This is a genomic window from Leptolyngbya sp. NIES-2104 (assembly GCF_001485215.1).
Taxonomy (GTDB): domain Bacteria; phylum Cyanobacteriota; class Cyanobacteriia; order Leptolyngbyales; family Leptolyngbyaceae; genus Leptolyngbya.
On the sequence record NZ_BBWW01000001.1, the window covers coordinates 1,725,777 to 1,744,504 of the forward strand.

Annotated in this window: 20 protein-coding genes; 10 read left to right on the plus strand and 10 right to left on the minus strand. The window is 47.3% G+C overall.

Features of this window, described 5'->3' with window-relative positions; translation table 11 throughout:
* Positions 1 to 22: 22 nt before the first annotated feature.
* From NIES2104_RS31635 to acpP, 5 genes are all read right to left on the minus strand, one after another.
* Complete coding sequence (locus NIES2104_RS31635) at positions 23 to 172, minus strand: hypothetical protein (RefSeq protein ID WP_192843568.1); 150 nt, start codon at positions 170 to 172, stop codon at positions 23 to 25.
* Positions 173 to 382: a type II toxin-antitoxin system HicB family antitoxin gene (locus NIES2104_RS07905; RefSeq protein WP_263970927.1), complete on the minus strand. Its 210-nt coding sequence runs from the start codon at positions 380 to 382 to the stop codon at positions 173 to 175.
* A gap of 89 nt (positions 383 to 471) precedes the next feature.
* Positions 472 to 2,481, minus strand: a complete 2,010-nt coding sequence (gene tkt, locus NIES2104_RS07910; RefSeq protein ID WP_058997390.1) for a transketolase — start codon at positions 2,479 to 2,481, stop codon at positions 472 to 474.
* Positions 2,482 to 2,650: 169 nt separating this feature from the next.
* Positions 2,651 to 3,904, minus strand: a complete 1,254-nt coding sequence (gene fabF / locus NIES2104_RS07915; protein ID WP_058997391.1) for a beta-ketoacyl-ACP synthase II — start codon at positions 3,902 to 3,904, stop codon at positions 2,651 to 2,653.
* Positions 3,905 to 3,993: 89 nt separating this feature from the next.
* Positions 3,994 to 4,245, minus strand: a complete 252-nt coding sequence (acpP, locus tag NIES2104_RS07920; protein WP_058997393.1) for an acyl carrier protein — start codon at positions 4,243 to 4,245, stop codon at positions 3,994 to 3,996.
* A 276-nt stretch (positions 4,246 to 4,521) separates the two neighbouring features.
* On the opposite strand from acpP, the gene NIES2104_RS07925 reads away from it, so the two are divergent.
* The 4 genes from NIES2104_RS07925 to NIES2104_RS07940 all read left to right on the plus strand — a co-directional run bounded on the left by NIES2104_RS07925 (position 4,522) and on the right by NIES2104_RS07940 (position 8,228).
* On the plus strand, positions 4,522 to 5,406 hold the full coding sequence (locus tag NIES2104_RS07925; RefSeq protein ID WP_058997396.1) for a CoB--CoM heterodisulfide reductase iron-sulfur subunit B family protein: 885 nt from the start codon (positions 4,522 to 4,524) through the stop codon (positions 5,404 to 5,406).
* A gap of 76 nt (positions 5,407 to 5,482) precedes the next feature.
* Positions 5,483 to 6,865: a serine/threonine-protein kinase gene (locus NIES2104_RS07930; protein WP_058997398.1), complete on the plus strand. Its 1,383-nt coding sequence runs from the start codon at positions 5,483 to 5,485 to the stop codon at positions 6,863 to 6,865.
* A complete protein-coding gene (locus NIES2104_RS07935; RefSeq protein ID WP_058997400.1) occupies positions 6,862 to 7,899 on the plus strand; it encodes a PstS family phosphate ABC transporter substrate-binding protein in 1,038 nt (345 codons plus the stop codon). The genes NIES2104_RS07930 and NIES2104_RS07935 overlap by 4 nt, the downstream gene beginning before the upstream one ends.
* 74 nt (positions 7,900 to 7,973) lie before the next feature.
* The gene (locus NIES2104_RS07940; RefSeq protein WP_058997402.1) at positions 7,974 to 8,228 is read left to right on the plus strand and encodes a hypothetical protein; all 255 of its coding nucleotides are present in this window, start codon (positions 7,974 to 7,976) and stop codon (positions 8,226 to 8,228) included.
* 162 nt (positions 8,229 to 8,390) lie between these two features.
* On the opposite strand, the gene NIES2104_RS07945 is transcribed toward NIES2104_RS07940, so the two are convergent.
* On the minus strand, positions 8,391 to 8,864 hold the full coding sequence (locus NIES2104_RS07945; protein WP_058997403.1) for an NAD(P)H-quinone oxidoreductase subunit N: 474 nt from the start codon (positions 8,862 to 8,864) through the stop codon (positions 8,391 to 8,393).
* A 118-nt stretch (positions 8,865 to 8,982) separates the two neighbouring features.
* Positions 8,983 to 9,726, minus strand: coding sequence for a MinD/ParA family protein (locus tag NIES2104_RS07950; protein ID WP_058997404.1), 744 nt, complete (start codon positions 9,724 to 9,726; stop codon positions 8,983 to 8,985).
* A gap of 274 nt (positions 9,727 to 10,000) precedes the next feature.
* Here NIES2104_RS07950 and NIES2104_RS07955 point away from each other — a divergent pair, with 274 nt between their 5' ends.
* From NIES2104_RS07955 to NIES2104_RS07970, 4 genes are all read left to right on the plus strand, one after another.
* A complete protein-coding gene (locus NIES2104_RS07955) occupies positions 10,001 to 11,095 on the plus strand; it encodes an MFS transporter (RefSeq protein WP_225895217.1) in 1,095 nt (364 codons plus the stop codon).
* A 513-nt stretch (positions 11,096 to 11,608) separates the two neighbouring features.
* Complete coding sequence (locus NIES2104_RS07960; RefSeq protein WP_082689950.1) at positions 11,609 to 12,430, plus strand: antibiotic biosynthesis monooxygenase; 822 nt, start codon at positions 11,609 to 11,611, stop codon at positions 12,428 to 12,430.
* Positions 12,431 to 12,490: 60 nt separating this feature from the next.
* On the plus strand, positions 12,491 to 13,273 hold the full coding sequence (locus NIES2104_RS07965) for a YoaK family protein (protein ID WP_058997406.1): 783 nt from the start codon (positions 12,491 to 12,493) through the stop codon (positions 13,271 to 13,273).
* Positions 13,274 to 13,292: 19 nt separating this feature from the next.
* Complete coding sequence (locus tag NIES2104_RS07970) at positions 13,293 to 13,793, plus strand: hypothetical protein (RefSeq protein WP_058997411.1); 501 nt, start codon at positions 13,293 to 13,295, stop codon at positions 13,791 to 13,793.
* An 82-nt stretch (positions 13,794 to 13,875) separates the two neighbouring features.
* On the opposite strand, the gene NIES2104_RS07975 is transcribed toward NIES2104_RS07970, so the two are convergent.
* The gene (locus NIES2104_RS07975; protein ID WP_058997414.1) at positions 13,876 to 14,889 is read right to left on the minus strand and encodes a glycosyltransferase; all 1,014 of its coding nucleotides are present in this window, start codon (positions 14,887 to 14,889) and stop codon (positions 13,876 to 13,878) included.
* A gap of 69 nt (positions 14,890 to 14,958) precedes the next feature.
* On the minus strand, positions 14,959 to 15,441 hold the full coding sequence (gene ybaK, locus NIES2104_RS07980; RefSeq protein WP_058997415.1) for a Cys-tRNA(Pro) deacylase: 483 nt from the start codon (positions 15,439 to 15,441) through the stop codon (positions 14,959 to 14,961).
* 77 nt (positions 15,442 to 15,518) lie between these two features.
* Between ybaK and NIES2104_RS07985 the strand changes: the two genes are divergently transcribed.
* Positions 15,519 to 16,406, plus strand: coding sequence for a transporter substrate-binding domain-containing protein (locus NIES2104_RS07985; RefSeq protein WP_058997416.1), 888 nt, complete (start codon positions 15,519 to 15,521; stop codon positions 16,404 to 16,406).
* The gene (locus tag NIES2104_RS32955) at positions 16,403 to 18,232 is read left to right on the plus strand and encodes an ATP-binding protein (protein ID WP_058997417.1); all 1,830 of its coding nucleotides are present in this window, start codon (positions 16,403 to 16,405) and stop codon (positions 18,230 to 18,232) included. The genes NIES2104_RS07985 and NIES2104_RS32955 overlap by 4 nt, the downstream gene beginning before the upstream one ends.
* Here the strand turns inward: NIES2104_RS32955 and NIES2104_RS07995 are convergent.
* Positions 18,227 to 18,724: a DinB family protein gene (locus NIES2104_RS07995; RefSeq protein ID WP_058997419.1), complete on the minus strand. Its 498-nt coding sequence runs from the start codon at positions 18,722 to 18,724 to the stop codon at positions 18,227 to 18,229. The genes NIES2104_RS32955 and NIES2104_RS07995 overlap by 6 nt on opposite strands.
* Positions 18,725 to 18,728 lie beyond the last annotated feature (4 nt).

The following is an 18,728-nucleotide window of genomic DNA, read 5'->3' on the forward strand; positions in this document are numbered from 1 at the left end:
CCAGGCTGAGTTTTGGTTAGTTTTAGCGTGCTGCGATCGTACTCAAAAATTTTCCGCTTTGCAGATTCAACCGCAGTGTTGATTGGTCTAATAGCTCGATCGACATTCGATCGGTTTCAATTGACCAATCTGTTGCAACATCAAGCAGTTCTTCAAACCGTAGTTGCATCATTCAAGCTTCTACATCGTTGCAAAGCGTTGTAGGCTCTGGGATTTGTAATTCTTCTTCCCGCATTCCCTCTAAATGAAACTCTACTGCTTCCCGGATTTGCTGTTCGATTTCTTCAAGCGTTAATCCAGTTGCCACGCAGCCAGGTAAATCCGGCACGTAGGCAGAATAATTTCCAGGTGCTTTTTCTATCACAACTGCGTAGCGCATCATAATCTTCCTCCTTGAAATCTTCAGTAAACAGAAAAGCCCCCAGAATTTCTGAGGGCTTGCAATTTATCACTCAAAGCAAAACTTGCAGGTTATTTGCCGATGACCGCTTTCGCACGATCGACAACATTTTCAACGGTGTAGCCGAATTTCTTCATCGCTTCACCGCCCGGAGCCGAAATTCCGAAGCGCTCGATGCTGATCATGTCGCCTTCGCTGCCCATGTATTTCTGCCAACCGAAGCTAGAAGCTGCTTCAACGACGAGACGTTTTTGATCCGCTTTCGGGAAAATGGTGTTCTTGTAAGCTTCGTCTTGCTCCTCGAACAGTTCCCAACAGGGCATCGATACGACGCGAACTTTGTGACCTTCAGCCCGAAGTTTTTCAGCCGCAGTGACACAAAGACTCACTTCGCTTCCAGTTCCTACCAAAATGATGTCGGGTAGGTCGTCGCTGCCAGAAAGGATGTAAGCACCGCGAGAAACGGCATCGATCGAGCTTCCATCCAAGTTCGGTAACGCCTGACGAGTCATTGCCAAAAGTGACGGCTGATTGCGACGCTCGATCGCAATTTTGTACGCGCCAGAGGTTTCGTTACCATCTGCGGGACGGAACACTAAGAGATTCGGGATTGCACGTAAAGATGCGATCGTTTCAACCGGTTGGTGAGTCGGACCGTCTTCACCTAACGCCACTGAATCGTGCGTCATCACATAGATCACTTGAGCTTCGGACAGTGCCGAGAGACGAATCGCTGCTCTCATGTAGTCGGCAAACACCAAGAAAGTCGCGCAGTACGGAATCAGACCGGAACCGTGTAGAGCAATCCCGTTACAGATTGCGCCCATACCGTGTTCGCGCACTCCGAAGCGGAGGTTACGATTTTGGTAAGAGCCTTTTTGGAAGTCACCGAAGCCTTTGAGTAAGGTCAAGTTCGAGTGAGTCAAGTCAGCGGAACCGCCGATCAGTTCGGGAACAACTTGAGCGATCGCATTCAGCGTTTTTTCTGAAGTTTGACGAGTCGCCAGTCCTTTATCTTCGGGGGTGTAAGTCGGTAAAGCTTTCTCCCAACCATCAGGAAGTTTGCCGCTGATTTGCCGCTCGAATTCTGCCGCTTCGTCTGCATACTTCGATTTATAGTTTGCAAATGCTGCATTCCAGTCTTCTTCGAGTTTTGCACCGCGCTCGATCGCTTTACGCCAGTGGTTCAGTGCATCTTCAGGCACTTCAAACGGTTCGTAATCCCAACCTAAATTCTTCCGAGTTGCGCTCACTTCATCGCCACCCAACGCTGCACCGTGAACGCCTGCGGTGTTGGCTTTGTTCGGTGAACCAAAACCGATCGTGGTTCTGACTTTGATCAGGGTCGGTCTTTCGGTGTCTTTTTTCGCTTCTTCGATCGCTGCTTGAATGGCTTCTAAATTAGTATCCCCATCGGGAACGACAATGACTTGCCATCCGTAAGCTTCATAACGCTTACCGACATCTTCAGTAAACGAAACAGCGGTGTCACCATCGATCGAGATGTGGTTATCGTCGTACAGTGCGATCAGTTTGCCCAGTCCCAAGTGTCCAGCCAGCGAACACGCTTCACCGGAAACGCCTTCCATATTGCAGCCGTCGCCCAAAATCACATACGTGTAGTGATCGACGATCGTGGCATCGGGCTTGTTAAACTTCGCGGCTAAGTGCGCTTCCGCCATTGCCAGACCGACACCGTTACAGATGCCTTGACCTAAAGGACCTGTGGTGACTTCAATGCCCAGAGTTTCAAAGTTTTCGGGGTGTCCAGGAGTGCGCGATCCGAGTTGGCGAAACTGTTTGATATCCTCGATCGTTACACTGTCGTAACCCGCCAAGTAAAGCAGTGCATATTGCAGCATCGAACCGTGACCCGCGGACAGAACGAAGCGATCGCGATTAAACCATTTCGGATTCTTCGGATTGAACCGCAGGAACTTATCCCACAGCACGAACGACATCGGAGCCGCACCCATCGGCAAACCTGGGTGTCCGGATTTTGCCTTTTCAACGGCATCGATCGCTAAAAAGCGAATCGAATTAATGCAAAGTTCTTCGAGTGACTGGGCTGCAACGACCATGATTTCTAGTAAGAATGAACGACGAGTGAGCGATAACGGAACAATCCTATTTACCTGGTTCCATTATGTAGTTAAGTAGGTAAAGATACCTAATCAGAAAAAACTATCGAGGATCGGAGATTCGATAACGGCTTCCTAATAATCCTCGATAACGGTAGACAGTTCAAGCTCAAGGCACAAACTTTTTAAACGCCAGCGTGACATTGTGACCGCCAAACCCAAACGAGTTTGAGAGTGCCACATTGACAATATGATCGCGGGACTCATTCGCCACGTAATCCAAGTCACACTCTGGATCGGGTTCGACTAAGTTGATGGTCGGAGGAACGCGATCGTGTTGAATCGCCATCACGGTCGCGACTGCTTCGATGCCACCCGAACCGCCAAGTAAGTGTCCGGTCATGGATTTGGTCGAACTGACGAGAATTTGACGAGCGCGATCGCCCAATGCCGTTTTAATTGCCATCGTCTCATTTGGATCGTTGACAGGTGTACTCGTTCCATGAGCATTCACGTAGTCCACCTGATCCGGAGTCAATTCTCCGTCTTTCATGCAGAATTGCATTGCTCTAGCGGCATCTTTTCCACCTGGAGTCTGGCTTGTAATGTGGTACGCATCGCAGGTGACACCATAGCCGACAATTTCCGCGTAAATCTTCGCACCACGGGCTAAAGCGTGTTCCATTTCTTCGAGCAAGAGGATTCCTGCACCTTCACCAAGAACGAAGCCATCACGATCTTTGTCAAAGGGACGACTGGCATGAGTGGGATCGTCATTTCTCAATGAAAGCGCTTTACAGGCGGCAAATCCAGCGACCGCCAGCGTAGTCACAGCGGCTTCTGTTCCACCGCAAATCATCGCTTGAGCATAACCGCGCCGAATCCATTGGAACGCATCCCCGATCGCATTTGATCCTGCCGCACAAGCGGTGACAGAACAGGAGTTTGGACCTTTTGCGCCGATGTGAATCGCGGTTAAGCCTGCTGCCATGTTCGCGATCATCATCGGAATCATGAACGGACTACAGCGATCGGGTCCTTTGGTCAGATTTACTTCTTGCTGATCTTCGAGGACTTTCAAGCCGCCGATTCCAGTTCCAATCAAGACTCCGACCTGTTCCGCGTTCAGATCAGTGATTTTGAAATTTGCGTCTTCAAGGGCTTGTTTGGTGGCTGCGATCGCGAATTGACAAAAGCGATCCATGCGTTTCGCTTCTTTGCGATCCATATACTGATGCGGGTCGAAGTTTTTGACTTCCGCCGCAAACCGGCAATCGTGCCGAGCCGCATCAAACAGCGTAATCGGACCAATTCCGTTACGCCCCGCCATTAAGCCGTCCCAATATTCAGAGAGCGTATTGCCGATCGGTGTAACCGCACCCAGACCAGTCACAACGACGCGCTTATTTACCGAATTTGTCATGATGTCCAAAAAAGAAAGGGAGTAGGGAGTAGGGAATTAGGGAGTAGGGGAGGGTAACGATTCTGCTCCTGACTCCCAACTCCCGCTCATTATGCGGAGGCTGCAACTTTTCCGCTGATGTAATCAACCGCCGATTGAACGGTGGCAATTTCTTCTGCCGCTTCGTCGGGGATTTCGATGTCGAATTCTTCTTCGAGTGCCATGACTAACTCGACGGTATCGAGTGAATCTGCCCCTAAATCATTCGCAAAGCTTGCAGCAGGAACGACTTTCTCAGCATCTACGCCGAGTTGGTCCGCCACGATTTTCTGGACTTTATCAAAAATTTCAGTCTCGCTCATATTTCCTCTTGGGTTGCAGCAGCAACAAATCTGACTAAATGAAAGAACTTACTCAGCCGATGTCTGGTGTTTGTGACGATACGGTTTTGAGCATTTTTTCATCTTAATCTGAATTGTGGATACACTCATCAGATTCAAGGACGCGGAAAATATTTTGCCATGTTTCTGTGTTGAATCTTGAAATTCCTAATGATTGATCGCGATCGCACGAGAAAGTTTCCCAGCGGGAATGATTCGGCAGTACCATCAGAGGCGAACGCTTCTCTATAGAATGTTATGGCACTGAAGTACGCTTATTTTCCCGGTTGTGTGGCGCAGGGAGCTTGCCGCGAGTTGGATCAATCGACGAAAGCCGTGACGCGATCGCTCGGTATCGAGTTGATCGAACTCAAAAAAGCCTCGTGTTGCGGATCGGGAACGTTTAAGGAAGATTCTCAACTGCTCGAAGATACGGTCAATGCTAGAAATATCGCATTAGCTGAAGAATTAAATCTGCCGTTATTGACGCATTGCAGTACGTGTCAGGGTGTGATCGGTCATGTCGATGAACGGTTAAAGTCGGCGGATTCAGAGTATTTGAATCAGGTGAATGGATTTCTGAAAAAAGAAGGCTGTTCGCCGTACAAAGGAACGAGCGAAGTTAAACATTTACTGTGGGCACTGGTGGCAGATTACGGATTAGAAGCGATCGCCCAAAAAGTCACAAATAAACTCTCTGGGCTAAAATGTGCAGCGTTTTACGGTTGTTACTTACTGCGCGGACAAGAACACCCCTACGATGATCCGTTTAATCCGAAATCGATGGAAAACTTGTTTGAAGCGATCGGCGCAACTCCAATTTACTACCGGGGTCGGACTCAGTGCTGTGGATGGCCGCTTTCGAGTTATGCGACTGAGCAATCTTTCAAAATGGCAGGAACGCATATCGAAGAAGCGATCGCTGCGGGAGCCGATTGTATCGTTACCCCTTGCCCGCTCTGTCACTTAAATTTAGATTCTCGTCAGCCGGAAGTCGAACAAGTGATCGGAAAAACGCTCGGTTTACCCGTGTTGCATTTATCGCAATTGGTGGCACTCGCGATCGGCGTTTCACCGCAAGAATTGGGACTCGATCGACATATTGTTTCGACGAAATCCGTTCTGGCAAAACTGGGACGATAGAGAATTCCTGATACATAGTGCCAGCCCTGGACAGACTGAGTTAATTTAGACCTAAACGCCCCGAATCCAGGAATTTATGCAGCTACACTGCACCCGTCCGAGTTGTGCCCGTCCGTTGAATCATCTAGCTGACTTAGATGATCCGAATGTGTTGAAGTCGGTTCCGCAAAAGTTTTGTACGTGCTGTGGAATGCCTTTGATTTTGGCTGGACGATACCTGCCGATGAAGCTGTTAGGAAAAGGCGGATTCGGGGCGGCATTTTTGGCACGCGATCGCTACACTCCAGGATTCAGACAGTGTGTGGTCAAACAGTTTCAGCCTTCTGGTAATCTAAGTTCTACTCAACTTAAAATCGCTCAGGATCTGTTTGAGCGAGAAGCCGAAGTTTTAGAACAATTAGGGCGTGAACATCCACAAATCCCCGATTTGTTTGCATTCTTTGAACTCACAGTTCCAAATTCTCAGAACGGAAAAGACGAAAAGTTTTTCTATCTCGTTCAAGAATATATCGACGGACAAACGCTCGAAGAAGAACTCGCACAAACCGGAAAATTTCCAGAAACAGAAATTCAAAAAGTGCTGGAACAAGTTCTAAAAATTCTGGACTTTGTTCACGAAAACGGTTCCATTCACCGAGATATTAAACCCTCAAATATTATTCGACACAAAAACGGGCGATTTTATCTACTCGATTTTGGTGCAGTGAAATTTGTCACCAAAGCGGTTGGACAGCCTCAGAATTCAACCGGAATCTATTCAGCCGGATTCGCACCACCCGAACAAATGTCAGGCGGTCAAGTGTTGCCCTGCAGCGATTTGTATGCGTTGGCAGTAACGTGCTTGATGTTTTTAACGAACAAGCTGCCGCAAGAATTGTTCGATAGTTATAACAACACTTGGAAATGGCGAAATTATGCCCAAGTAAATTCGCAATTAGCAGATGTCCTCGATCGTATGTTGCTTTATGCGCCCGCCGATCGCTATCAATCTGCGACAGAAGTTTTAGACGCGCTCACTCCAAAACCCGTTGTGACTCCGCCGCCAATCAATCCACCGCCGCAGAAAGTAAAGGCGCGTCCTACGATGCCGCAGTTTTCAACGATCGAACTGCTCAGTAGTGCATTATTTACCGGATTCGAGAGCGGAATTATCGCGATCGCGCTTGTAAGTTTACTTGGAACGACTTTGATTAGTGCCGGATTTTGGTTTGTGCTAGTTGGCATTCTGATCGGGGCACAATTGGCACGATTTATCGAAAAAGTTGATTTCTTAATTCTGGCGGTAATTTCTCTCTTAGTCGTAGGATTTGTGGGACAACTGAACTGGGCGAGTTGGTTCATTCAAGCTGGACATCCATTTCTGAATATCTTGGTCATTGCTGGATTTACAGGATTATTAGCGCTGGCGATCGCGATTCTATTTCGTCTGATTTATAAACTCATCTCTCGACTTTTATGACCCAGAAAAACGAAACTCCCGCTCTCATTGCGTCGTTGTTGATTACTGGTGGATTGATCGGTGGAGGAATTTGGTGGTTTACGAATCGATCGGGCTTCAATTTGACTCAGATCAACAATTCATCGCCTCAATCTACAGCAACAAACAACGCCAATTCTCAAACTTCCAATACAGATTGGTCAAGCGTTCAGAATGTGCCATCTGGTATTTTTAACTACGGTGGCAGTACCAGTTGGGCACCGATCCGATTAAGTGTGGATTCAGCGTTGCAAGCGGCTCGCCCTGAATTTCGGTTGCGCTATATTGATCCCGCAGGTAGCGCAGCGAGTTCGACTTCTGGAATTCGGATGCTGATCGACGGTCAGATTCAGGTTGCTCAATCGTCGCGTCCGGTGATGACTCAGGAACAACAAGAGGCACAGCAAAAAGGATTTAGTTTAAGAGAAATTCCGATCGCGATTGATGGACTCGCGATCGCGGTCAATCCCTCGCTGAACATTCCTGGTTTAACGTTCGATCAACTCAGAGGCATCTACACCGGACAACTCACGAACTGGAAACAAGTCGGCGGCACTGATTTGCCGATCACTCCTTTTTCTCGCGATGCTAAATCCGGCGGAACAGTCGAACTTTTTATCGAGCAAGTTCTAAACAAACAATCTTTTGCCCCGTCGGTTCAAATCGTTTCAACGACCACGGAAGCTTTGAGAAAACTGGGATCAACTCCGGGTGGAATCTATTTTGCGTCGGCTCCGGAGGTCGTTCCACAATGCACAGTCCGACCGATCCCGATTTCTAGAGGCAGTCAATTTGTTTCACCGTATCAAGAGCCGCTTGCTACTTGTCCGACTCGCAACCAACTGAACACGGGTGCTTTTCAGGATGGAACTTATCCGCTGACTCGCAATTTATCGGTGATTGTGAAACAGAACAATGGCACAGAACAGAAAGCGGGTGAAGCGTATGCGAATTTGTTGCTGAGTGCACCCGCGCAAGATGCGATCGCGAAAGCCGGATTTGTCCGAATTCGTTAAATTCTTTCCTGTGGGGGAGACTCGATCGCGTACGTATCTTCCAAACTAGATTCCATTGAATTTAGGAGTTTCCGATGGCTTCTCCCACTCGTTTGACCGGATTAGATTTAGTCGATTGCGCGAGAGCAAACGCTAAACAAGGAATCGAAACCGCTGCAAATCTCTGTGGTTATGGAACGGATTTAGAAGGATTTCGATCGCAGTTAAAGCAAGCCTGTGATCATATGCGGATCGAGTTTCACGAACTCAGCGATTTGATTAAAGATCAGCCTGTTGCCGTGAGTTTAGATGGGGTGATTGTTGAGCCAGATTCACCGGGAGAATTGTAGGGTTTCTAAAACTACAGCAGTTCGATGAAATTTTTCGCTTCGCAGACAGCGAAGCGAAAAATTTCATCGAACTGACATTAATTCATCGATTTTTGTGTAACAAACGAAAACCTCCCATTCTTGTAAGACAATAGGGGGCTTCCATAAAACTAATTAGTTTATCTACGCCGCAATCACTTGTGCTAAAGGTTGCCAACGGAAATATCGCTCACCACCAACTTCAATCACAACCTTGACACGCGGTTCAATCTTCGGCAGATTCGCTAAATACTCAAGCTCTTGGCTCGACAGAATGTGCCCCTCAATAATCCAGAGCAACAAGCCTTTCGATTTTGGCGGCAACTGTTCGATCTGCGTCGTCACGATCGGCGGAATGAAATAGGTATACCCTACTGCCGCTCCCGATCCCGTACTCTTCTTACCCAAGTGAGCCGGACGAACGCCATGCACTCCGGTCAAATATGCCGCGACATCTCCTAATCCCCGTGCCGTAATGCTGAGCGACTTGTAGCCAGCGGAGCGAATTCGACGACGATACCGACCTTCAAAGCCACCTTCGAGCGGCACATAAGCAGCGATCGCGCCGTGAGTTTCCAGGTCTTTGATCAATTGTCCACCAGTGGTCAAAAGTGCCATGTCGCCCGAACCTTCCTAAATAACGAGAGTGACCAATGCTTTTTCAAGACGCGAAGCATCCATTGATATTCTAATGGGTTATCCCACCGGAAACCTTCAAGAATCTCTATATTGGGTATCAATTACTCACGATTTGCACGACCAGCGATCGGAGTGCGATCGTAAAGGGATGCTCTGGATACTGTAAGCAAAATAATCGGCTACTGCCCGTTTGTGCAACCTCTTTCGTCCACTCAAATACTCCCGCAACCGGAAGCCGATAAGCCCGCTCAACTTGATCTTTCAAACTTTGACTCTGCGATCGATCCGCGACTTGATTCAAAATGACCCGAACCGAACCGCCAAAGCCCTTTAATGCGGTCGCGATCATCGCAGTGCCCTGAAAATCCTGCTGGTCTGGACGCATCACCAGCAAAACGAGATCCGCAACGGTCATCCAGGGCGCGTCGATGCCAGGATAGGTATCAATTAATAAATAATCGAGATCCAATGCTCGAATTAATTGTCGGCTGCCTTGTCTGAGTTGCATTGGATCGTAGCTCTCTTTCAAAGTTTGCGTGAGGACGGGAAGCGTGGCACTGGATGGAACGATGAATAATCGACCTCGATCGCTCAAGAAATGCGTTGCATCGTAAGCGAGTTCTGCGATCGGTTGTCCATTTTGTAAATATGCAGCATTGAAGGTTCGATTCAGAGATTCGCCAGTGATGCCAAATAGTAAGTGCAATCCAGGCGTATACAAGTCCGCATCAATTACGCCTACTCGCGCTCCACGCATGGCGAGCAAGATCGCTAAATTTGCAGTTAAGCTCGACGTTCCCGATCCGCCTCGATAGGCATGAAGAATCACAGTTTTGGGCATCTAAAACCTCAAATGCACAGGATTGACTTATCTCAATGGTTGTGCATTACACATTTTCAGATTAAACAAAATTGCGCTTGATTTCTTCTCCCTATAGGAATGATGAAGACTTCTTTAAACTTGACCTGCCTTTAGAGGGGTGAGATTTCTCGATCTCCAGTTTATTTGTATACAGTATGCCTTTCTACAAATTAGTGATAAAGTACACCGCTTCATTCGCTTGTATACAGGATACTCTTGAAGTAAAAAAGCCATCCCTTGCCCGACGAAACTCATGAATTCAGCGATATCTCTGCATCAGAAAACTCTTTGGCTAATCACGATCGCTTGTACGATTTCAATCGGTAGCCTCTATTACAATCAACCGCTTCTAGCACTGATCAGTACTGATCTTCAGATTTCCGTGTCAGATGTCAGTGCAGTGCCAACTTTGACTCAGATTGGATACGCGATCGGGCTTTTATTATTTGTGCCATTAGGCGATCGCATTGATCGAAGAAAGTTGATCGTGGGACTGAGTGGGCTAAATGCGATCGCGCTCATTCTGGCTGCTCTTTCTCCAAGTTTATTTGGATTGTTAACGGCGAGTTGTGCGATCGGGCTGACCGCAGTGGTTCCTCAGTTGCTAATTCCATTTGCAGCACAGTTAGCGGATGCTGAACAGCGAGGGCGAATCGTAGGAACGGTGATGAGCGGGTTACTCGTTGGAATTATTCTAGGTCGGGTTGCAGGGGGATTGGTTGGCGGCTCGTTGGGTTGGCGATCGATGTTTTGGATTGCAGCCGCGTTGATGATTACATTAGGAATCGTGTTACTTAAACAATTGCCGTTTACGGTTCCTTCAGCGATTAATATTTCATATTTTGGCTTACTACGATCGTTACCGCTGCTGTTGTCGGAACATGCTGCCTTGAGAACGCGATCCATTGCCGGAGCAGTTTTATTTGCATCTTATAGTGGGTTCTGGGCAGTGTTGCCTTTCTTGTTAGAGCGTCCGCCGTTTGAATTTCACAGCGAGGTTGCGGGATTGTTCGGCTTGGTTGGAATGATTAGCGCCACGGCTTCTCCTTGGCTGGGACGAATGACCGATCGAACCAGTCCACGCTTAACGTTGAAGATTGCGATCGGGCTTTTTGCGATCGCGCTTCTGATTCTCTGTCAGTTCTACACCACTCTTTGGGGACTGATCCTAGGCGCGGTCTTACTAGATTTGGGAACGCAAACCGGGCAAATCTCGAATAAAGCAAAAATTTACAGTTTACCGATCGAGTTTCACAATCGTCTCACCACAATCTACATGGTGATCTTCTTTACTGGAGGCGCGATCGGCTCTTGGCTATTCGCTTATGGTTTGCGATTCACAAGTTAATACAATTCTCAATATTTTTAATAATTTTAAGCATCTGGAAGAATGTAAAAAATATACATACAGCACACTACCGCGGTGGTCAATTTGTATTGAAGAAAACAGTTTCATGATTTTCTTGCCGCTATAAGTAGTATCGAACGTACTCAATATACGGTATACGCTTCTCAAAAGATTGCTCGATCGCTTCATGAAGCCCGCTCATTCCTAGTCCATATTCACAATTTGTAAAACAGATCTATCTTGAGAGGAACAAGACTCTTTTGTATACTGCATACCTAAGAGCGAATCAATCTCAATTTGTAAACAGAGCCAAAGTTCAGAGCGCCCGTTCTCGCAAACTATATGATCACTTTTGTATTCGTTTAACTAATTAAAAAGTGTTGTAGCATTCGATACTGTTTGCGTTGTTTCAAATATTGTAAAAGTCTTCAAAGTTCTTAAGACTTTTAATTCTGTACGATGTTTTTAACAATCTTTTATGTAGCTTTTCTTGCAAATAACTAACATCGAAAAATGGAGAAAGATAGTCCTATGGGTAGCTTGTTCCGCCGTCAGTTCAGTGCGATCGCACTGTCGATTCTCCTGAGCTTGATGATCCTCATCGGGTTTCCCGCTCGTGCGGAAGCGATGAAAGCTCTAAAAGCGATCGCATTTGATCCAGGTGCAACCGCTGTGAATGTGGCAGCGATCTACGAAACCACCCCTACCACGCAGAAATCGACGATGAAATCGCTCAAAAGCACGAACAAAGCCCTGAAGAAAGCACCGGGTTTTGCTGGATCTGCAATGCTACAAGGCGATGACGGAACTCGATTCATTGTTCTGTCACAGTGGCAAGATCTCGCGAGTTATCAAGCCGCGATCGCCACTCCAACCGCTGAGAGCAGCAAAGAAACAAACACAGAGAAAGCCACTGCGATCGCGCCCTCTCGCACCGTTGTCTTTGAAATTAGTAAAGCGCAAACCGCTCGTGAAGGACTGGTTCCCGCTGTAAAAGGCAAGCAGGCTGTCGTGGAATTTAGCGAGTTCAAGCTAAAAGCTCCCGAAGATCAGGCAAAGATTGTTGCGAGTGCTGAGAAGCTTATTCCTGCAACTTTACTGAAACAACCAGCGCCCCAGTCCGTTGTGTTGTTGAACAGTACGGATAGCACCGATGTCGCGCTGATGGCGAACTGGAACTGTACGGCTGACTTTGCAGAAGGCGAAAAGCCCGCTGCATTCGATGCGCTCGATGCTGAGGTCGCTGCATTAGTCGATGTCGATGAACATCTGTACAACGTCGTTGGAATCATGCCCGCAGAAGTCAAAAAACCGAAAGAATCCGAAGAATCATAACGGCTCGATCGATGACGGCAATCATTTCCTCTTTCCCTTGCATCCCAGAGAGATCTCGCCATGACTGTTACTCTGCCAGAAAAAGAATCCTTTAGCCTCAGTGCGTTTCTCATTCGCGATAATCCTGCTCGATTTTTGCTGAGTTGGGTTGCTGGATTTGTTGATACTGCTGCGTTTATTGTCTTATTTGGTATCTTTACGGCTCACGTCACCGGAAACATCGCGCTGGCAGGTTCCGCCTTTGCCAGTTCAGAACCCCAAACTACCGCTTTACGGCTTTCGATGCTGCCGATCTTTATGCTGTCGGTAGTTTGTACTTCGTTGTTAGCGCGGCTTGCCCGCAAAAAAGGGTGGGATGTGCTGACGGTGTTGCTCAGTGCTGAAGCGATCGCGCTCGGTTTGTTTATGGTGGTCGGGTTGCAGTATTCTGGAACGCTGATCATTGATGCTCAGAGTGATCTGATTTTTCCGATCGCGGTTTCAGGCGTGATTGCGATGGGGATTCAAAACGCGCTGATGAAGGAAGCGGCTTCTGCGTTTACCGGATATTTTCCAACAACTGTAATGACCGGAAACTTTACGCAGTTCACGATCGATCTCGTTCATTATTTCAGCGCAAAACTATCCGAGCAAACCGAAGAAACGAAGACAGAAGCCGAGGACGCGATCGTCAAAATCAAGCGGGTTGCTCCTTTGTTGGTTGGATTTTTTCTCGGTGGAACGGGCGCGGCTTATTTCGTGCCATCGGCTGAATTCTGGTCTTTATCAATGCCGTTGTTGATTGTCAGCATGATGGCAGTTGCAGCCTATATTCAGGCTGGTGTGAAAGCTCAAAGTGTTTAATAACTGAGGTAATGAAAGGATGAAACGGATTTTAGTGAGTGTATTGGCTTGTGTGATGATGGGGCTGAGTTTTGCGGTAGCTCCGCTGGCTCATGCAATTCCATTATTTGCAGCGGTGGAAGCACCCCCTACAACAACTGATCCTTTAGCAGAGTTGAAAGCGAAGATTGTGCCGCAGCTTGAAGCGATTTTAACTCCAGAGCAGCGCACCCAGCTTGAAGATGCGATCGCGAATGGGACGAGTGTGAAAAAAGCGTTTAAGTCGATCGCGCTCACTCCAGAGCAAAAAGGCAAAGTCGGAATGATGATGAAGTCGGTGCCGAAAGATTACTTTACGTCTCTGACTCCGGCTCAAAAGCGTGAGTTGTTTATGCAGAAGAAAGATTTCTTCATGACGAGCGGTAAGGCGAAAGCAGAAGCGGCGATGCAAGCAGCAAGCGAGAAGGTTGAAGAGGTTACGAAAGCGGCAAGCGGTAAAGTTGATGATGCGGTGAAAGCGGTTCAAGACGTGGTGGATTAGAGTATGTTTTGAAATTTCTCGCTTCGCTTCGACCTCGCCCCGGAATGAAATTTGCGGCGGTTGGACGACGAAGCGAGAAGACTCATCGAACTGACTCTTTTTTCCCAACCACTTCACGGACGCGATAAATCGGACGACCTTGAGATTCGTGATAGGTTCGCATCGAAATTTCAGCTAACAAGCCAAAACTGAAAAGATTTAAACCTGCAAGAAAGAGCACGACCGCAAGAATTAACAGGGGGCGCTGTCCGATTTCTTCACCAAAACCGAGCTTCAAAATTGCGAGATAAAGCCCGATCGACATTCCCGATAACAGCGACACTAATCCAAACAAGCCGAAAACGTGCATCGGACGAGTGAGAAACTTCCGCATGAAGGATACAGTAAGCAAATCCATCACCACGCGGAATGTGCGATCGAGTCCATATTTACTTTTGCCAAACTGCCGTGAATGATGTTTGACCGGAACTTCTGCAATTCGCGCTCCTTCGATAAACGCCAAGGCAGGTAAGAATCGGTGCAATTCTCCATAAAGGTTCATATCGGCAACGAGTTCCGATCGATAAGCTTTCAACGAACAGCCGTAATCGTGCAATCGCACACCCGTCACCTGTCCAATCAGCCAATTCGCAATCTTAGAAGGCAAAACGCGGGTGAGAGAAGCATCCTGTCGATTTTTCCGCCAGCCGCTGACGAGATCGTATCCTTCGTCTAATTTTTCCAACAGCATCGGAATATCGCTCGGATCATTCTGCAAATCGCCATCGAGTGTGATGATCACTTTCCCGATCGCTTGCCCGAATCCGGCTGCCATTGCGGGAGTTTGTCCATAATTTCGCCGCAGAATCACCGCTTTGAGATCGTTCCGAGCGTGTGCCAGTTGTTTCAAGAGCGCATCTGAGCCATCACGAGAGCCATCATCGACGCAGATGATCTCATAGGTGAGCGCGGCATTTCCTAAATGAGTCGCGATCGCATCAATCAATCTGGGAATGCTTTCGACTTCGTTATAGATCGGAACCACGATCGACACATTAGGCTGAAGCGTGGATGCAAGCGCAGTCGATACTCCGTCGGGAATCAAGGGCGAATTCATGAATGGTTCAAATCTAAACGATATGCAATCAGGATTTAGCTTAGAGCATTCGGACGATTTTAAAGCAAATTAAGTTGCAGATTTGTCTTGAGCAATTGCCCCGATCGTTCCTTTGACTGCCCGTAAATAATCACTGGGAGCTAATAAAATCTGCAATCCGCGCATTCCCGCCGAAATCGAAATCACGTCAAATAGCTCGATCAATTCATCAACGTAAACGGGATAGTCTTTTTTGCAGGCAAGAGCCGTTACACCCCCTCGAATATATCCGGTGAGCGGTTGAACTTCTTTGAGCGGAACGGTTTCAATTTTGCGATCGCCCGTTAATTTCGCCAACGCTTTGAGGTCTAGCTGCATATTGCCACCAATGACAGCGAGACAAATCCCGTTTCTGTCTCCCCGTGCAACTAATGTTTTGAACACTTGTTCGGGTGGAAGCCCGATTTTTTGGGCAACGGATTCTGCTGCTAAATTGTCGGGATCGACTTCGTATTCTCTTAGTTCGTAAGCGATTCCTAAGTTGTCTAAGATACGAGCAGCATTCGTTTTCATGGTTGACGATAGTAAATTCTTGAGCGGATTACTAATGGGCTGGGAAATCTACAGACAGTCCTTTACCGCGATCGATCATGACAATTCCTAGACGGTTCGTGCTTCAGACTGGAGCAAGTTTTTTAGTTACGGCAGGGTTTCAAGGCTGTATCCAAACCGCGCAAACTCAGCAATCCACCTTTAAAGTCAGTCAAACGTTAGCAGACCGAGTTCAACGACGCGGATATTTAAAGGTTGCGACCGAAGATGATTATCCACCGTTCGAGTTTTTGGTCAACGGTAAACCGACCGGATTTGATCATGAATTACTAGCGCGATTTCGGCAAGTCGTTCCATTCCAAATTCAGCAAGAGATCATGGCTTGGCAGGGATTGCTTCCCGGAGTCGGTGAGGGTAAATACGATGTCGCGCTCACCGCAGTTGGTGTGACCGACGATCGCGCTAAATTTCTCGACTTTACGATGCCGATTGCAGAATCGACGATCGCTTACATCAAACGCAAAGACGATGCCTCGATTACGGGAGTTAAATCGCTTTCAGGAAAAGTTTTGGGTGTCCAGCAGGGCGGAGTGTCTCAAGCTGCCGTCCCAGATTTAGAAGCCGAACTGAAAAAGCAAGGCGGAACGCTTGGAACAGTGAAACAATATCGAGGATTTTCAGAAGCTTATCAGGATTTGATTAGCAAAAAATTAGATGCTGTTTTGCATAACATTGTGTCGCTCTCGGTGTTGGTGAGTGAGAAACCTGCAATTTTTGAGCTAGGAGAGCGAGTCAGCCGGAAATCCTACGCGGCTTGGGCGGTGAAAAAAGGCGATCGAGAATTATTAGCATTGCTGAATCAATTTTTGCAGCAACAACGCGATCAAGGAGAAATGCGAAAACTTCAGCAAGATTGGTTTAAGTTGACGTTTGACAATCTACCGCAAGAACCGCTTCTGCCAGGAGATCGTCCGATTGCATCATGAAACTAAATCTCCGCAAATTGGCTTCGCGGCAGCGTCCTTTGTCGATGCGATTTCTGATCGGCAGTACGATTTTGATCGTGAGTTGTGGCGCTTATTACAGTTATCAATTAGTGCGGAATACGCTGCTTGAGAGCTTAAAAAAGAATGCGTTTCTCGAACTCGCTCAAGGTCGAGAAAGTCTCGATCGCTGGCTGTCTAACCAGAAAACCCATATCGAAACTCTGGCGAACACGCCTCAAGTCCGATCGATGAATTGGGCGGAAACGGAACCTTACTTAAAAGCAGAAACCTTACGATTTAGTGATCTTTATGCGCTTGCGATCGGCAAGCCTGATGGCTGGCGGAATGTGATCGGCGGTGAGACTGCTTATATTGGCGATCGCGACTATTTCAAGAAAGCGATGGCGGGTATTACCAATGTCAGCGATCCGATGATTAGCCGAGTGAATAACCTACCCGCAATCGCGATCGCTGCACCGATTCGACAAAGTTTTGACACCACGAGTAAACCGATTGGGGAAATTCACAGCGCGGTACGATTAGAGCGAGTTAATCAGGTTGTGAGCAGTGTGAGATATGGTCAATCTAGCTATGCGTTCGCGATCGATTCTCAAGGGCGAATTGTGGCTCATGCGGATCGCTCTTTTAATTTCAGTGAGCAGCAATCTCATGACGACCGACTACTCGCGGTGATTCAGCACATCAGCAAGCATCGAGAAGGCATTGAGCTACTAAGGATGGGTGACCAGAATCAGTATGTTGCTTATCTTCCGCTTCAAGAGGCAAGCTGGTCGGTCGCGCTGGTAATTCCGAGGGAAAATATCGAATCTCAACTGCGATCGCTCGATACAATCGCGCTGATTCTTGCAGGAATGGCGATCGCGCTTTTGATCATTCTGGGGCAGATTCAATCGATCGAACAGCGACACCTGAAGAAATCAAATGAACTGCTAGAGCAGCGAGTCGAAGAGCGAACGGCGGCACTCTCTGACGCACTGTCACAGCTCCAACAATCCCAACTGCGCCTGATTCAAACTGAGAAGATGTCAGCGCTTGGAAATTTAGTTGCGGGAGTAGCTCATGAGATCAATAACCCGGTGAGTTTTATCTATGGCAACATTAACCACGTCAACGAGTATGCTAGAAATCTGCTGCATTTGATTGATTTGTACCAACAGCATTTCCCCGCTGCGTCAGACGCGATTCAGGAGTATTTAGAAGAGATTGATTTTGAATTCGTCGCCAAAGATTTACCGAAAACGTTGACCTCAATGCAGGTGGGAACCGATCGCATCAAAGAGATTGTGTTGTCGCTGCGGAACTTTTCTCGATTAGATGAAGCCGAAGTTAAACCCGTTGATATTCACGATGGTATTGATAGCACGCTGCTGATTTTGCAACATCGAACGAAAGCAACTCCTAATTTAGCGGCGGTTGAGGTAATCAAAGAGTATGGAGATTTGCCGCTCGTTGCCTGCTATGCCAGTCAGTTAAATCAAGTATTTATGAATATTTTGGCGAATGCTTTGGACGCGCTCGAGGACCAACGCGCTCAATCGCATCTCTGTACGATTCGGATTAAAACTCAACTGCTCGAACAAAACTGGGTGCAAATTGCGATCGCAGACAATGGTTCAGGAATGCCGCCAGAAGTACAGCAACGAATCTTTGATCCTTTCTTCACAACAAAACCTGTCGGCAAAGGAACAGGGATGGGAATGTCAATCAGCTATCAGATCGTGACCGAACGGCATCGAGGAAAGCTGTATTGCGTTTCCGAGACAGGTAAGGGTACGAAATTTCTTATTGAAATTCCGATTTCATAATGTTGGCATATACGGAAGATCAGTAATTCCCGGATCATAGCCGAGTTGATTTAATAAGGTCGTTAGCTGCCCTCGGTGATGGGTTTGATGATTGAAAAAATGTGTCACTAACAACCATGCAGAGCGAGTAACGTGTTTCGTCGGAGTTGTAATTGTTGTGTAGGTAAATGAAGCTTCAAGCCATTCGGATGTAAATTGCTGTGACCAGTTGAGAATATCTTGGTCAGTACGATCGCGTTCTCGTCGCAATTCGTCAAAGTCAGAGTACAAAGCGTCATTGAGCTTTGAGACAAAAGGCTTCTGAGTGAAACGACCGAGCCATATCCGATCTGCTACCAGAATATGATTGAGCGTTCCATCGATCGATTTAAAGAACGCACCTAAGTTTTCATTACGTTTTGCATTTGGAATCTCAGCACAGATTGTATAAATCTTCTGATTCATCCAGTGATTATACTTTGCTAGCGTTGTGTAATATTGTGTGCTGGTCATTTTA

What these genes read in the sequence shown, in the direction of transcription:
- NIES2104_RS07930 (WP_058997398.1), top strand. Translation starts at nt 5,483, where the DNA reads ATGCAGCTACACTGCACCCGTCCGAGTTGTGCCCGTCCGTTGAATCAT.
- NIES2104_RS07905 (WP_263970927.1), bottom strand. Translation starts at nt 382, where the DNA reads ATGATGCGCTACGCAGTTGTGATAGAAAAAGCACCTGGAAATTATTCT.
- acpP (WP_058997393.1), bottom strand. Translation starts at nt 4,245, where the DNA reads ATGAGCGAGACTGAAATTTTTGATAAAGTCCAGAAAATCGTGGCGGAC.
- NIES2104_RS07955 (WP_225895217.1), top strand. Translation starts at nt 10,001, where the DNA reads ATGAATTCAGCGATATCTCTGCATCAGAAAACTCTTTGGCTAATCACG.
- NIES2104_RS07945 (WP_058997403.1), bottom strand. Translation starts at nt 8,864, where the DNA reads ATGGCACTTTTGACCACTGGTGGACAATTGATCAAAGACCTGGAAACT.
- NIES2104_RS07935 (WP_058997400.1), top strand. Translation starts at nt 6,862, where the DNA reads ATGACCCAGAAAAACGAAACTCCCGCTCTCATTGCGTCGTTGTTGATT.
- NIES2104_RS07985 (WP_058997416.1), top strand. Translation starts at nt 15,519, where the DNA reads ATGACAATTCCTAGACGGTTCGTGCTTCAGACTGGAGCAAGTTTTTTA.
- NIES2104_RS07950 (WP_058997404.1), bottom strand. Translation starts at nt 9,726, where the DNA reads ATGCCCAAAACTGTGATTCTTCATGCCTATCGAGGCGGATCGGGAACG.
- NIES2104_RS07965 (WP_058997406.1), top strand. Translation starts at nt 12,491, where the DNA reads ATGACTGTTACTCTGCCAGAAAAAGAATCCTTTAGCCTCAGTGCGTTT.
- NIES2104_RS31635 (WP_192843568.1), bottom strand. Translation starts at nt 172, where the DNA reads ATGATGCAACTACGGTTTGAAGAACTGCTTGATGTTGCAACAGATTGG.
- tkt (WP_058997390.1), bottom strand. Translation starts at nt 2,481, where the DNA reads ATGGTCGTTGCAGCCCAGTCACTCGAAGAACTTTGCATTAATTCGATT.
- NIES2104_RS07995 (WP_058997419.1), bottom strand. Translation starts at nt 18,724, where the DNA reads ATGACCAGCACACAATATTACACAACGCTAGCAAAGTATAATCACTGG.
- NIES2104_RS07940 (WP_058997402.1), top strand. Translation starts at nt 7,974, where the DNA reads ATGGCTTCTCCCACTCGTTTGACCGGATTAGATTTAGTCGATTGCGCG.
- NIES2104_RS32955 (WP_058997417.1), top strand. Translation starts at nt 16,403, where the DNA reads ATGAAACTAAATCTCCGCAAATTGGCTTCGCGGCAGCGTCCTTTGTCG.
- fabF (WP_058997391.1), bottom strand. Translation starts at nt 3,904, where the DNA reads ATGACAAATTCGGTAAATAAGCGCGTCGTTGTGACTGGTCTGGGTGCG.
- NIES2104_RS07975 (WP_058997414.1), bottom strand. Translation starts at nt 14,889, where the DNA reads ATGAATTCGCCCTTGATTCCCGACGGAGTATCGACTGCGCTTGCATCC.
- NIES2104_RS07925 (WP_058997396.1), top strand. Translation starts at nt 4,522, where the DNA reads ATGGCACTGAAGTACGCTTATTTTCCCGGTTGTGTGGCGCAGGGAGCT.
- NIES2104_RS07960 (WP_082689950.1), top strand. Translation starts at nt 11,609, where the DNA reads ATGGAGAAAGATAGTCCTATGGGTAGCTTGTTCCGCCGTCAGTTCAGT.
- ybaK (WP_058997415.1), bottom strand. Translation starts at nt 15,441, where the DNA reads ATGAAAACGAATGCTGCTCGTATCTTAGACAACTTAGGAATCGCTTAC.
- NIES2104_RS07970 (WP_058997411.1), top strand. Translation starts at nt 13,293, where the DNA reads ATGAAACGGATTTTAGTGAGTGTATTGGCTTGTGTGATGATGGGGCTG.